Origin of the sequence: Hydrogenophaga sp. 70-12 (genome assembly GCF_001897365.1) — a bacterium.
GTDB lineage: Bacteria > Pseudomonadota > Gammaproteobacteria > Burkholderiales > Burkholderiaceae_C > Hydrogenophaga > Hydrogenophaga borbori.
In genome coordinates, this window is sequence record NZ_MKSS01000158.1 from 1 (window position 1) to 13747 (window position 13747).

Genomic DNA, 13747 nt, shown 5'->3' on the forward strand with positions numbered 1-13747 from the left:
AGGCCAGCAGCAGGCACATGGCAAACAGCGCGCCATCCACATAGGCCTGGTTGCGCTGGCCGGGGCCGCCCCAGGCGCAGATGTCGGAACTCACCACGAACAGGTTGCCGACCGTGTCGGCGAAACCGCGCGAGCCGCCCTGCAGCGCCAGCAGTGCCTGGATGCGGGCCGGGTCCTGGTAGGTGTGCACCCGGGTGGCCTGGCGGTTGCATTGCGAGGGCGCCTGCTGCGCGAGCGCGATCGCCTCGAGGATGCGCGCGGGGTCGAGCGGCGCGGGCGACAGCGTGCGCACGCTCGAGCGGCCGGCGATCAGGTGCTGCAGGTCGCCGGCGGGCTGGCCGTCGAAACGGTAGTCCCGCGTGCCGCCCCGCCACGGCCTGGGCAGCCGGGTTTCCCACTGCTTCAGGTAGCCGCTGATCTCGTCGAGCAGGGGGTCGCTGGCGCCGGCCTGGGCGTGGAAGGCCAGGTAGGCCTCCAGCGCGCCCAGCGACATGTGGGCCGGCACCGGCGAGTGCCCGATGTCGTAGCGCGAGAGCGCGCTCATCACGAAGCGGACCTTGTCCTTGCCGAACAGCGGCTTCGGGCTCGGCAGCGACAGGCCCTTCTCGATCGTGTGGGCCTCGATGATGATCTTGTAGAAGGCGCGCCGGGACTTGTCCACGAACGGCGAGTACGAGTTGAAGCGCAGGAACAGCGCCGCGTCGCGCAAGGCCTCGCTGAAGATGCCCGCCAACTTGGCCACCTTGTCAAACATGGGCCTCTCCCAGCACGCGGTCCTTGATCTTTCGGCACGGGTGCCCGACGCAGACCGACCAGGCCGGCAGGTCCTGCGTCACCACCGAGCGCGCGCCGACCACGGTGCCCTCGCGGATCGACACATTCGGGTGCACGAAGCACTCCGCCGCGATCCACACGTGGTCCTCGATCGCGATGGGTCCGGTCACCAGGGGCCGCGACAGGCTGCGGATGTCGTGCGAGCCGGCGCACAGGAAGCTGCGCTGGCTGACGGCGACCTTGGAGCCGATGGTGATGCGGCCCATGCTGTAGCAGTCCACGCCGTCGCCCAGCGCGGAGAACTCGCCCATGGTCAGGTTCCAGGGCGCCCAGACGCGGCACGAGGGCGCGATGCGACAGCCCGCGCCGATGCGCGCGCCGAAGGCGCGCAGCAGGAAGCGCCGCCAGCCGTGCAGGGCCCAGCGCGGGGTCGGCCGAAAGGCCAGCAGCCAGACCAGCTCCCACGCGAGCCGGCGCAGCAGCGCGGCGCCGCCGAAACCGCTGCGGTAGCGCAGCGAGCGGAAATCGCTGAGGGAATCGCTCACTGCAGGACCTCCCGTGCAACGCGTGGCGGCGCTGGGCGCGGCGGGAGCGGCCGGGCCTCGCCCGGCACCACCGCCTCCAGCTGCGCGCGCAGGAACGCCCGGCCGGTGTGCCGCATCGCCGCCAGGCGCTGCTCCACGTCGGCCCAGTCGATGTCGCTGGCCACCAGCGAGCGCACGTTCGGCGCCGAGAACCCGGCGGCGAAGCGCCGCTCCAGGCCGACGGCGCGCAGCAGGTTCAGCGCGCGGGCGTTGGCGCTGGCCTTCTCGCCGGTGAGCCCGGCCACGATGAAGGGCTTGCGGAACAGCAGGGCGAACACCGTGCCGTGGAAGGAGTTGGTGACGACGAACTGCGCGTGCTGGACCAGCGAGACCCACTCGCCGGGATCGGGGTACACCGTGTGCCCGATCTCCGGCCAGCGCCGGTGCGGGTTGTGTGGCGACAGCACCGGGCAGCCGAGCTCGCGCGACACGCACTCGGCGCTGGAGCGGATGTTGTCGGGCGAGCGCAGTCCGTAGCAGAAGACGTAGGGCCCGTGGTGCGGGGCCGGCGCGCGCTCGGTCAGCGCCGAGTAGTCGCTGTGCAGCAGGGTCGGGTCCGGCACGTTGGCCGGCGGCTGGCCCGTGGCCCGTTCGACCAGGGCGACGCCGGAGGCCTCGCGCACGGAGATGGCGTCGAAGTGCTGCAGCAGGTAGGGCAGCTGCGCGGCCTCGGTGGGCGACACCTGGTCCCGGCCGAAGCTGGCGGCGTAGGCGATCTTGCGGGCGCCGAAGGACTCGGCGAAGGCCAGGAAGTAGTTCGGGTCGAAACCGAAATGCTGGGACGGGCTCCAGATCTGGTCGCTGCCCGCCACGATCAGGTCGAAGGCTCGGGCGGCGGCCAGCGAGGCGCGGTTGTCGCTGGGCGCGGCGGCGCGCCCGACGCCGAGGTGCTGCTCCCGAAACCGCAGGAACTTGTCGCGCTGGCCGGGGTGGCCGAAGTGCTGGTGGACGAAGGACGACAGCGCCAGGTAGGCCACCTTCACATTGGCCTTGAGCCGGGCGGGCGAGGTCGGCAGGCTGAGCCGGCCCCCGCGCTCGATGTGCGCGGGCCGGTAGTCGATGAAGCTGGCGCGGTGGCCTTGCTCCGTCAGCCAGCGGCGCAGGGCGTAGGCCTGCAGCGCGGCGCCGTAGTTGTCGCTGAAGTGGAAGGTCAGGATGCCGACGTTCATCGCTTCACCATCGGGGTGGCGGTGCCGGGCACCGCGGGCTGCGGGGGCGTCTGCTGCGGGGCCAGCAGTTGCGCGAGCCTGTGCTGGAAGCGCGCGGCCACGGCCGGCCCGCCGAGGCGGGCGGTTTCCGTGTCCGCCAGTTCGGTGCGGTTCCAGTGGAAGTCCTCGCAGTACTGGCGCAGGCGCTCCCGCAGCGCGCTGGCGCTGCCGGCCTCGAACACGTAGCCGTTGCGCCCGTTTTCGATCAGGTCGCTGGCCCCGCAGCGGTTGCTGCAGATCACCGGCGTGCCGACCATCAGGGCTTCGTTGACCACCGCGCCCCAGCCGTCGAACCGGCTGGGAAGCACCAGCACGTCGGCGCCCGCCATGGCGGCCACGGTCTCGGCGTTGGGCAGGCCGGGCGAAAAGCTCACCCGTTCGGCGATGCCCAGCCGCGCGGCCAGCCGCCGCAGCGCCGGTTCTTCCGGGCCCTGGCCGAGGAGGCGCAGGCGCGCCGTGGGCACGTCGAGCTGGCTGAAGGCCCGCAGCAGCAGGTCGACGCGCTTGCGCGGAATCAGCTGGCCCACGTACAGCACCTGCAGATGGCCGTGCGACACCGGCGTGCGCGGCACCGGCGTGGGGTCCACCACGTGCACGAAGGGCACGGTGCGCGAGCGGGGGTAGCCGCAGGCCGCGAAGAACCGGGCGCCGCCATAGCGGCCCGCGTGGCCGATGCAGAACACGCCGCTCAAGTGCCGGCGGTGGCGCAGCGCGTCCCAGGTGTAGACCAGCCAGCGCGGCAGCAGGCGCGCGCCCGGCTCGTAGCGGTTCTCCGTCATCAGGAAGCGGTGCACCGGCGCGCCCCGGCTGGCCTGGAAGGCCGCCAGCGGCAGCGCGAAGCCGCGCAGGCCGAAGAACACCTGCACCGAGCCGGGCAGCGTGGCCAGCTCGGCGACCTGCGCCGGCGTGGGCGCGACGTGGACCTGGATGCGGCCGGTGTCGGGCTGCGGGTAGCCGCGGTCGCGGTAGTGCGCGGGCAGGGCCTGCGTCACGCACCAGTGCACGGTGTTGCCGGGCGTGTTCGCCAGCTCGCGGATGTACGCGGCCTGGTGGAACATCAGGTAGGAATGCCAGAAGACGAAGTGCATGTCGGATCGCCCTGTCAAATGGGGTCAAGCGGTGGCGGGCTGGAACAGGCGCGAGACGCCCGAGCCCATGCGCTGCGACACCCAGCGCGTCAGCACCGAGAACACCAGCAGCGGCACCAGGGCCAGGAGCAGCAGCGCGAGCGGGCCGTAGGGGTAGCTCTGGGCTTCCAGCCAACGGATCCAGGCGGTCTGCGTCAGGTAGATCTCCAGGGTCAGGCCGCCCAGCAGCGCGACCACGGGAAACAGCGGCGTGGACCGCAGGGGCTTGAGCAGCGCCTCCGAGGCGAAGACGTGGAAGCAGCCATAGACGATCGGGTACAGCAGGGCCTGGAACACGAACTGCAGATGGCCCAGGCCGAGGCGCAACAGCGTGAGCTTGGCGACGAGGAACAGCAGCAGGCCGCTCAGCAGCCAGGCGATGGCGGCGGGGCCGAGCCGGGGCGTCAGGCCCAGGCGCGCGACCAGGCAGCCCATCAGCGTGAGGCCGAAGTAGTTGATCCACTTGAAGTGGTTGGCCCAGGTGAAATCGTTGCCCCGCCCTTCCACGACGAAGGTGGACAGGTCCAGCTGGCTGTAGAAGAAGGCGTAGGGCACCAGCAACAGCGCCATGGCCGTGGCGATGCCGGCGGGGCGCAGGCGCGCCAGGTAGAACACCGGCACGTAGAACACCATGACCGCGGAGATGAACCAGAACGGCGTGGGCCAGACGAAGACCGCCGCCAGTTCGGCGATGCCGCCGACGTGGACCATGCCGGCCGCGAGCATGGCGCAGGCCACGATGAGGACGGCGGGGTAGAGGCGAACCACCCGTTTGCGCAGGTAGGTCGACAGCGAAGGCGGCGCGCCCCCCGCCGCCTCGGCGTTCAGGCTCTTGGCCAGGCCAAAGCCCGAGAGGAAGAAGAAGAGCGAGTTGCCGATGGCGCCGCCCGTGGCGATGCGCGGGTCCGGCACGAAGGCGTCCAGGTGCGACAGGGTGATCAGCACCGTCGCCAGGCACAGCATCAGCGTGGTGTCCGTGTCTCTGTGTGTCATGTCAGGCTCCCAGGGGGGGTGAAGGCTTCGCGGTCCATGGGCCATGCGCGCGCGGCCGCTCGCGCGCGCCGGGCCCGCAGGTCCGAGGGCATGGCCCGCAGGTTCAGTTGCAGGATCAGCACGAGGATCCAGAGCGAATAGGGGTTGCCCACGCCGATCAGGTACCGGTTGAAGACCGACTGGGCCAGGATGAAGACCACCATCAGCCCGGCCATGAACAGCGGGTAGTGCGGCGGCTGGGCCTGCAGCCCGTGCTTGAGCGCACGGCAGCCGGTGACCGCGAAGGCCAGCACGATGAGCGAGCCGAAGAACAGCCCGTGCTCCAGCGCCAGGTTGATGTACGAGCTCTCGACCGGGAAGCCGATGATCTCGGGCAGGGCGGAGCGGATGCCCCGCCCCGTGAACAGCAGCGCGCCGTCGGAGAACACCAGTTCGACGCCGGCACGCCAGAGATCGGTGCGCCCGGTGGCGCCGGACTCCACGCCCCGCGTGGGCGAGTCGACATCGAGGATGAGGGACAGGTAGTCCTTGATGTCGGCCCACTTCAGAAGCACGAGCGCCAGGCCGGCAAACACCGCCAGCGCCAGGCCCATGCGCGCACGGCGCGAGCCGCGCCAGGCGATCAGGGTGACGCCCGTCGCGCCGGTGATGGCCAGCGCCAGCATCCCGGCGCGCGCGGAGGCGGCCAGCAGCACGCACAGGCACAGCCCCGCCATGGCCAGCGCGAACAGCTGTCGGGGCCGTTGCCGCACGGCCAGGCTGTGCTGGAAGAACAGCAGCGCCCCCCCGCCGTAGACCAGCCCGCTCAGGTTGGGGTGCATGCCCAGCGGTTGGTAGCGCACCAGCCCCTGGCCGTACTCCACGTGGCCGGCGAGCGAGGCGAACAGGGCCTGGGGCTCCACCAGCAGCAGCGTGCCGAGCAGCGCGACATAGGCCCACCGGAACACGGCGACCAAGCCGTCCGCCCGGCCGTGCCGGACCATCAGGGCGATGGCCGCCAGCACCAGCAGCAGCATGGCGCCGTACATCGTCGACAGCGCGTTGCCCCTGGCCCAGGCCACCAGCATGGCGAACAGGAAGGCGGCGCTGAACAGCCACTCGACGAGGCTGGGCCGGATGCGCAGCGTGTCGCCCGACAGCAGGGAAAAGAAGCCGGCCATCAGCAGCAGGCTGATGGCGCCCATCTGGGCGGCCTGAAGCGCCGGCCCTTCGTAGTACCAGCCCGTGAGGTAGATGGCGCCGCCCAGCAGCCAGCGCGACAGCTGCGTGCTCAGCCCGCGCATGGGGTACCTCTCGGGACGAAGGCCGCGTGCAGCGCCAGCATCGCGGGCCGCCAGTGGGCCGAGCCCGTGACGTGCCAGAGGAGCGACAGCGTGCCGACCAGGCGGCGCGGCTGGTCGGTCGAGAACAGCAGGCGGTGTTGGCCGCGCGCCAGCGCATAGGCCAGCGCCAGCGCCCCGGTCGCGGTCATCGGGTCCGTGCCGGGGGGCAGGAGGCTGGCCAGCTGGTCCTTGAGCCGCGGGTCCTGTTCCATCCGCTGCGCGATGGCCGGGGCGATGCACCGGAACGCGCCGTGCTGGATGTCCGTGGGCCCCGCCGGCGGCCCCTCGGTGCCGGGCAGGGGGCAGCGGTACTGCCGCACCGCCCCGAAGCGCACCAGCCGGGCGGCGGATTCGCCGGTGGAACTGCCATAGGCGCCCAGCTGGCCCTGGGCCACGCGGCGCTCGAGCAGCGGCTCCAGGGGCGCCAGCGCGTCGTGCGCCTGCGCCTCGTGCAGCAGCAGGCCCTCCACCCGCTCGGTTTGCAGCAGGCGCAGGCTGGTGTCGAAGGAGCGGGCGATGAAGTCGGGGTGGAACTGCGCGGGCGCGGCGCGCTGGGCCATGCCTTTGAGCACCGCGCTGCGCAGCCCCGGCACGCGCTGGGCCAGGGGCCGGACGATGGCGCGCGCCGTGTGCAGCAGGCCGGGCGAGGCGGGGCGCGCCAACCCGGCCTTGGTGAACACGGTGACGGGCTCCTGCCGGCCCTTGAGGGCCTCGCCCAGCACCGCTTCCGACATGCCCAGCCCATAGGGTGGCGCGGTGTCGAAGTGGCGCAGCCCCATGTCCAGCGCGGCGTGCACCAGCCGCAGGGCGTTGGCTTTTTCATGGCCGCCCTTGAGGCGGCCGCAGCCAAAGCCCAGGCGCTGGGCGATGAGGGCGGCGTGGCTGTCCATGGTCATGCCGTGGCCGCCTCGCGGCCCAGCTGGTCGGCCAGGCGGGCCGTGAGCGCCATGGCGGTGAACGTGGGGTTGGCGTAGCTGGAGGTGCGGAACACCGCGGCGCCCGCCACGTACAGGTTGTGGGTGCCGAACACGCGCAGTTCGCGGTCGACCACGCCGTCGCGCGGGTGGTGGCCCATGCGGGCGCCGCCGCACTGGTGGTAGGTGTCGGTGGCCCGGTCCAGAGCGCGCGGGTCCTCGTCGGCGAGCAGCGGATCGATCTCCACGCGGGCCAGCCCGGCGGCCTGCAGGCTGCGCCCGGCGCGGCGCACGAAAGCGGCCATGGCCTGCACCTCGGGCCGCCCGCCGATGCGCCAGTCCAGCGCGGCCAGGGGCATGCCGAAGCGGTCCTTGCGCTGGTGGTCGAGGGCGATGCGGCTGTCGTCGCGGGGCAGTTGTTCGGCGTGCATGACGAGCCAGACGCCCCGGTCGGCCGGGTTGTAGATGCGGTGGTGCCGCAGGTACTGCACGGCCATCGGCAGCCAGGCGCTGCCCATGCCCCGCACGTGGCGCAGCACCTCGCCCAGGCCCTGGCGCGGCAGGGCGCCGCGGGTCAGCGAGCGGGCCAGCACCTTCAGGTGCTGCAGGTGCTCGGCGATGCTGGACTCGAACGCGAAGTAGCCCGAGACCTGGAGCGCGGGGTCCGCACCGGTGTTCAGCCGCAGCTTGGGCTGGTACTTGTGGCCGCCCAGCACGATGTTCTGGAAGGTGCGCAGGAAGCGCGGCCTGTCGAGCGGGTGCACCTGGCCGCCGCGCATTTCCAGGTGGTCCTGGAAGCCGGCGCCGAGCCAGGGGTTGGCCGCCCACGGGGCCTGGGGCTGCTCGGCCGCGCAGGCCAGCAGCAGGCGGGCGATTTCGATGGTGCCGTTGGCCAGCACGACGCGCGGGCTGCGCAGGGTGGCCGAGCGGCCGTCGGGCCGCGCCACGCGCACGGCGGCGACGCACTGGCCGTCGGCCGACAGCTCCAGGCCGGTGGCGTGGGCGTGCAGCAGGACGGTGAGCCGGGGCGCGTGGCGCAGGCGCTCGCCGAAGTACCGGGCCATGGCGGGCTCCTTGAGCCAGCGGGTGAGGAACAAGGTGAAGCCCGGGATCTCGGGGTAGCCGTCGCCGAACAGCTTGTGCGCCTGAGGCGTGTCCTCGTCGAGTGCGTCGGCCAGGCGCAGCTCCCGGGCCACGGCGTCGTACCAGGGCAGCAGGTCCTGGTAGGCGATCGGCCAGGGCGCGTCGGACACGCCCGCGCGGGCCTCGAAGTCGGACGGCACGAAGCCGGTGAGCTGGCCGCCCCAGAGGTTGGAGGTGCCGCCCAGCGCGCGCCCGCGCGCCATGGCGATGCCGTTGTGGGCGCGGCCGATGACGCTGGCCTCGTTGAGCTGCTGCGCCGGCGTTTCGAAGCCGCCGCCGCCGGTCTCCAGCACCAGCACGCGCTGGCCCTGGCGCTCCAGCAGCACCGCCAGCAGCAGGGCCACCGTGCCGCCGCCGACGACGATCACGTCGTGCGGCGTGTCGGGGGGCGGGGCGTGGACGAGGTCGACGATCATGCGGCGCCTTTCGTGGCGTGCAGGCGCTGCACCGCGCGCGTGGCGGTGAGCCAGACCAGGGCCTCGCCCAGCACCATGGCGCCCACCACGCCCGCCATGCCGGCGCCGCGCCAGACCAGCCAGGCCACCACGAGGGAGACCACGGCGGCGGCCAGGCTCTGCGCGGCCAGGCCGGCGTGGCGGTTGATGGACATGAGCACGACGCGCGGGACCTGGGTGGCCGAACACACGGCGGCGTAGAGCAGGAACAGCGCCATGCCGCTGGCGGTGAAGGGGATCTGGCCGTGGGTCCAGACCTCCAGCAGGTGGGGCGAGGCCGCGTACACCAGCGCGGCGCCGGCCACCGCGATCAACAGGCCCAGGCGCTTGGCCCGGCGGTAGAGCCGCCAGAAGGCGGCGTCGTCCCGCTGGCCCTTGAGGGCCGTGAGCTCGGGCCAGAGCGGGTTGCTCAGGGCGTTGGTGACCTGCACCACGACCCGGGCGATGGTGCGGTAGGTGTTGAACACGGCGGTGGCGGCGGGGCCCAGGGTGGCGGCCACCAGCAGCGTGAAGCCCTGCAGGCTCAGCGCGTTGGTGAGCGAGAGCGAGAGGAACAGCATGCCGGGTGCCGCGGTCTGGCGGATGTCGGCCGCGTTGGCGTGGCGCAGGCCCCAGCGCAGGAAGTCGGTGCGCCGCTGGCTCAGCCAGAGGCTGAGCAGTGTGTAGCCCAGGCGCGCCAGCAGCATGGCCGCGGCGACGCCGATGAAGCGCTGCGTGAGCGCCAGGCCGACCAGGCCGCCGGTCCAGTCGACCAGGCGGCCGGTGGTCACCAGGTAGGTGCCGGCCGCGTAGCCGCCGGTGGCCTTGTAGATGACCTCGGCCAGGCTGCAGAACAGGCTGAGCACGACGCTCAGCGACAGCAGCATGAGCACCGCCTTCCAGCCGGGCGCCTGCAGTGTGCCGGCGGGCAGCAGCAGCAAGGTGCCGCCCACGGCCAGCAGGGCCAGCAGCGAGACCGCCGCCACGAAGGCCACGGCGCTGTGGAACACCTCGACGGCGCGCGCCTTCTGGCCTTGCGTGATCAGGCCGATCATGCGGTTGCACGCGGCGTGGGAGATGCCGGCGTCGGCCATCGACAGGTAGAAGGGCAAGGCCGTCAGGGCGAGCCAGTAGCCGTAGGTGGCCATGTCCCAGTAGTGCAGGAACAGCGGCAGCGAGACCAGCTGCGTGCCGATGCTCACCGCCTGCGCGTAGCCGTAGGCGCCCGCGCCCGAGGCCATGCGCCGCGCCAGGGGCGAGCGGGCCAGGGCCGATGGGCGCAAGGGCTGGGGGAGCAACATGGCCGTGCGTCCGCTGGGTCAGTGCTCGCCGGACACCGCCACGGCGTAGCCGTGGGTCTTGAGCAGGGCGTGGCGGCGGGCCTGCGCCAGGTCGGCGGCCACCATCTCCGTCACCATCTCGCGCAGGGCGATCCGCGGCACCCAGCCCAGCGAGGCCTTGGCCTTGGCGGGGTCGCCCAGCAGCGTCTCCACCTCGGTGGGGCGGAAGTAGCGCGGGTCCACCTGCACGATCACCTGGCCCGGCCGCAGCGCCGGCGCCTGGTCGCCCTCGACGGCCTGCACGATGGCCCGCTCGTTCGCGCCCTCGCCCTCGAAGCGCAGGCTGATGCCCAGTTCGCGCGCGGCCATGTCGATGAACTGGCGCACGCTGTACTGCACGCCGGTGGCGATGACGAAGTCCTCGGGCCGTTCCTGCTGCAGCATCATCCACTGCATGCGCACGTAGTCCTTGGCGTGGCCCCAGTCGCGCAGCGAATCGAGGTTGCCCATGTACAGGCAGCGCTCCAGTCCCTGCGCGATGTTGGCCAGGCCGCGCGTGATCTTGCGGGTGACGAAGGTCTCGCCGCGGCGCGGGGACTCGTGGTTGAACAGGATGCCGTTGCAGGCGTACATGCCGTAGGCCTCGCGGTAGTTCACCACGATCCAGTACGCGTAGAGCTTGGCCACGGCGTAGGGGCTGCGCGGGTAGAAGGGCGTGGTTTCCTTCTGCGGGATCTCCTGCACCAGGCCGTACAGCTCGGAGGTGCTGGCCTGGTAGAAGCGCGTCTTCTTCTCCAGCCCGAGGATGCGGATGGCCTCGAGCAGGCGAAGCGTGCCCATGCCGTCCACGTCGGCGGTGTACTCGGGGCTCTCGAAGCTCACCGCCACGTGGCTCTGCGCGCCGAGGTTGTAGACCTCGTCGGGCTGCGTTTCCTGCACGATGCGGATCAGGTTGCTGGTGTCGCTCAGGTCGCCGTAGTGCAGGTGGAAGCGGGCGTCGTCGATGTGCGGGTCCTGGTAGATGTGGTCCACCCGCTGGGTGTTGAACTGGCTGCTGCGGCGCTTGATGCCGTGCACGACGTAGCCCTTGTCGAGCAGCAGCTCGGCGAGGTAGGAGCCGTCCTGGCCGGTGACGCCGGTGATGAGGGCGACGCGGGGCTTGGCGTGGGGGAGGGGCGGGTTGGTGGTCATAGCGCGGCGATCGGCAAGTGGCGGGGGGCGGTGGTCTGGAGGAAGTCCTGGTAGGTCAGGGCCAGTCCCTGGGGCAGGTCGACCTGGGCCCGCCAGCCCAGGCTGTGCAGGCGGTCGCTGTTCATGAGCTTGCGCGGCGCGCCGTCGGGTTTGCTGGCGTCGAAGCCGATGCGGCCCTTGAAGCCCACGACGCGGGCGATGCCGTGCGCGAGTTCGGCGATGCTCAGGTCCGACCCCGAGCCCACGTTGATGTGGCTGAGCATGGGCTGCGTGTGCTGCGCGTAGCGGGCCTTGGGCAGGTTCATCACGTGCACGCAGGCGGCGGCCATGTCGTCGACGTAGAGGAACTCGCGCAGCGGCGCGCCGCTGCCCCAGATGGCGACCTCGGGCGCGTCGATCTCCTTCGCTTCATGGAAGCGGCGGATCAGCGCGGGGATGACGTGGCTGTTGTCCGGGTGGTAGTTGTCGCCCGGTCCATACAGGTTGGTGGGCATGACGCAGCGGTAGTCCACGCCATGGCTGGCACCGAACTGGCGGTTGTAGCTTTCGCACAGCTTGATGCCGGCGATCTTGGCCACCGCGTAGGGCTCGTTGGTGGGCTCCAGCGGCCCGGTGAGCAGGGCCTGCTCGCTCATGGGCTGGGGCGCCAGCCGGGGGTAGATGCAGCTGGAGCCGAGGAACAGCAGCTTCTGCACGCCGTTGCAGAACGCGGCCTCGATCACGTTGGCCGCGATCATGAGGTTCTGGTAGATGAAGTCGGCGGGGAAGACGTTGTTGGCGTGGATGCCGCCGACCTTGGCCGCGGCGAGGTACACCTGCTTCGGCTGGGTCCGCGCGAAGAAGGCGCGCACGGCGGCCTGGTCCGTCAGGTTGAGCTCGGCGTGCGTGCGGGTGAGCAGGCGGCTGGCCGGGTGGCCGGCGGCGAGCAGCCGGCGCACGATGGCCGAGCCGACCATGCCGCGGTGGCCCGCGACGTAGATGCTGTCGGGTGTGTTCATCAGCAAGCGCCTTCCTGTCTGAGAACCACGCGCACGGTGCGCAGCATGATCACGAGGTCGTACCAGAGCGACCAGTTGCGCACGTACCAGAGGTCCATGTTGATGCGGTGTTGAAAGGTGCTGGCGCTGCGGCCGCTGATCTGCCACAGGCCGGTGATGCCGGGGCGGGCCTTGCCGTAGGCGGCGATGCTCTTGCCGTATTCGCCGAGCTCGCGGGCCAGCAGCGGGCGCGGACCGACCAGGCTCATCTCGCCGCGCAGCACGTTGATGAGCTGGGGCAGCTCGTCGATGCTGGTGCGTCGGATCAGGCGGCCGATCGGGGTGACCCTGGGGTCGTTGGCCAGCTTGAAGTTGCTGGCCAGGTACTGCACGTAGAGCTTCTCGTTCTCGGTTTTCCAGCGCTCCAGCGCGGCGTCGGCGTCCATCACCATGCTGCGGAACTTGATGAAGTCGAACAGCTGGCCGTCCACGCCCACGCGCTTCTGCACGAAGAAGACCGGGCCGGCGTCGTCGCGCTTGATGCGCCAGGCGACCCAGGCCAGCAGCGGCGCCAGCAGCACCAGCAGGGTGGCCGCGCCCACGATGTCGAGCGCGCGCTTGAGCACCTGCGGGCCGCGGCGGTTGAGGTTGTTGCGGGCGCGCAGCAGCAGCACGTCGTGGCTGAAGAAGTGCGAGACCTCCATGCCGTAGATGGGCAGGCCGCCGAGTGCGGGCACCATGACGAGGTCGTCGCGGGTGAGCATGAGCTCCTGCGCGAGTTCGCGCAGCCAGTTGTTGTCGCGCAGGCCCAGCACCCCCACCAGCTGGTGGGGCCCGGGCCGTGCGAGGAAGTCGCGCACGCCGGGCGTGAGCGCCGTGGGCGCGACCACGTGCCCGCCGGCGAGCTTGACCAGCCGCGCGCCGGGGTCGGGGCAGACGACGGCCACCGGCCGGTAGCCCAGCAGGGGCTCGCTGGCCAAGGCGGCGGCGGCCTTCTCGACGTCGCCAGGGTGGCCGATGAGCACGTAGGGTTGCGTGAGCAGGCCGGCGCGCAGCAACAGGCCGCGCACCGCCAGGCGGGCCAGCGGCAGACAGATGAACACCAGGCCCCAGGTGGCGCCGGTCCACAGGCGGGAGAGCGGCCACTTGGCGAGGTAGATGACCATGGCGTCGAGCAGGGCCGCGAGCACGATCACCTGGATCAGCTGGCGCGCCTCGTCCCACCAGGGTTTGCGGCGGTGCGCTGTGTAGTGGCCCTGCACGGTCCACATCCAGCTCACCATGGCCACGGCGATGGCGGCGAACAGGGTGAGGCGCAGGTGGCCGTTGGCGGCCCACCAGACGTTCATGGCCTGCGAGAGGCTCACCTCGTCGCGAAGCCACGCCGGCAGGCGCCCGGCGATGAAGCACAGGCCGAGCACGCACAGGTCGGTGAGCACCAGCCAGGCCCTGACCTGTTGTTCGCGCCGGCCGAGGTCGGCCCAGGGCGCGAGGCTGTGGGCGAGGTCGTGTTCGGTGTGGAGCGGGACGACGACGCCCGGTCCGCCTTGCGCGGATCGGCGCCTCTCCAGCCCTTGGGCGTGCGCGCGGGCCATGTCAGGGCCCACCGCGGATGCTGGGGTTGGACGGGCGCGCCCTGTGTGGGTGCTTGGTATGCACCTGGAGGGCGCATGGCAAAGGCTGGCGGCTGAAGCACGGCATGCATGACTCCCTGCGTGTCGGGGTGGTTGGGGGGTAAGGCGCGGACAGGCGGGGCCCGCGCTCGCCAATTCATTCTTGGAGCCCGCCCCTGGGCCGCAT

General features: G+C 71.6%; 12 protein-coding genes. All 12 read right to left on the bottom strand.

Annotated elements, in window-relative coordinates; translation table 11 throughout:
• Nucleotides 1–754 (bottom strand): nitroreductase family protein (locus tag BGO22_RS09570; protein WP_286850445.1); only part of this gene is annotated, 754 nt, incomplete at its 3' end.
• Nucleotides 747–1319, bottom strand: a complete 573-nt coding sequence (locus BGO22_RS09575; protein ID WP_083293235.1) for an LbetaH domain-containing protein — start codon at nt 1317–1319, stop codon at nt 747–749. The genes BGO22_RS09575 and BGO22_RS09570, both read right to left, overlap by 8 nt.
• Nucleotides 1316–2527 (bottom strand): polysaccharide pyruvyl transferase family protein, encoded by a 1212-nt coding sequence (locus BGO22_RS09580; protein WP_286850448.1) that lies wholly within the window; start codon nt 2525–2527, stop codon nt 1316–1318. Before BGO22_RS09580 ends, BGO22_RS09575 begins: the two co-directional genes overlap by 4 nt.
• Entirely contained in the window at nt 2524–3654 is a 1131-nt protein-coding gene (locus BGO22_RS09585) for a glycosyltransferase (RefSeq protein WP_286850450.1), read from the bottom strand. Before BGO22_RS09585 ends, BGO22_RS09580 begins: the two co-directional genes overlap by 4 nt.
• Nucleotides 3655–3678: 24 nt before the next feature.
• On the bottom strand, nt 3679–4686 hold the full coding sequence (locus tag BGO22_RS09590) for an acyltransferase family protein (RefSeq protein ID WP_286850453.1): 1008 nt from the start codon (nt 4684–4686) through the stop codon (nt 3679–3681).
• Complete coding sequence (locus BGO22_RS09595) at nt 4683–5969, bottom strand: O-antigen ligase family protein (RefSeq protein ID WP_286850456.1); 1287 nt, start codon at nt 5967–5969, stop codon at nt 4683–4685. The genes BGO22_RS09590 and BGO22_RS09595 overlap by 4 nt, the downstream gene beginning before the upstream one ends.
• Nucleotides 5957–6904, bottom strand: a complete 948-nt coding sequence (locus BGO22_RS09600; RefSeq protein ID WP_286850459.1) for an aldo/keto reductase — start codon at nt 6902–6904, stop codon at nt 5957–5959. Before BGO22_RS09600 ends, BGO22_RS09595 begins: the two co-directional genes overlap by 13 nt.
• Nucleotides 6901–8481, bottom strand: a complete 1581-nt coding sequence (locus tag BGO22_RS09605; protein WP_286850462.1) for a GMC oxidoreductase — start codon at nt 8479–8481, stop codon at nt 6901–6903. Before BGO22_RS09605 ends, BGO22_RS09600 begins: the two co-directional genes overlap by 4 nt.
• Nucleotides 8478–9800 (bottom strand): lipopolysaccharide biosynthesis protein, encoded by a 1323-nt coding sequence (locus BGO22_RS09610; protein ID WP_070399772.1) that lies wholly within the window; start codon nt 9798–9800, stop codon nt 8478–8480. Before BGO22_RS09610 ends, BGO22_RS09605 begins: the two co-directional genes overlap by 4 nt.
• 18 nt (nt 9801–9818) lie before the next feature.
• On the bottom strand, nt 9819–10970 hold the full coding sequence (gmd, locus tag BGO22_RS09615) for a GDP-mannose 4,6-dehydratase (protein ID WP_204743681.1): 1152 nt from the start codon (nt 10968–10970) through the stop codon (nt 9819–9821).
• Entirely contained in the window at nt 10967–11968 is a 1002-nt protein-coding gene (gene fcl, locus BGO22_RS09620) for a GDP-L-fucose synthase (RefSeq protein ID WP_286850467.1), read from the bottom strand. The genes gmd and fcl overlap by 4 nt, the downstream gene beginning before the upstream one ends.
• A complete protein-coding gene (gene wbaP, locus BGO22_RS09625; RefSeq protein ID WP_070399775.1) occupies nt 11968–13542 on the bottom strand; it encodes an undecaprenyl-phosphate galactose phosphotransferase WbaP in 1575 nt (524 codons plus the stop codon). Before wbaP ends, fcl begins: the two co-directional genes overlap by 1 nt.
• Nucleotides 13543–13747 lie beyond the last annotated feature (205 nt).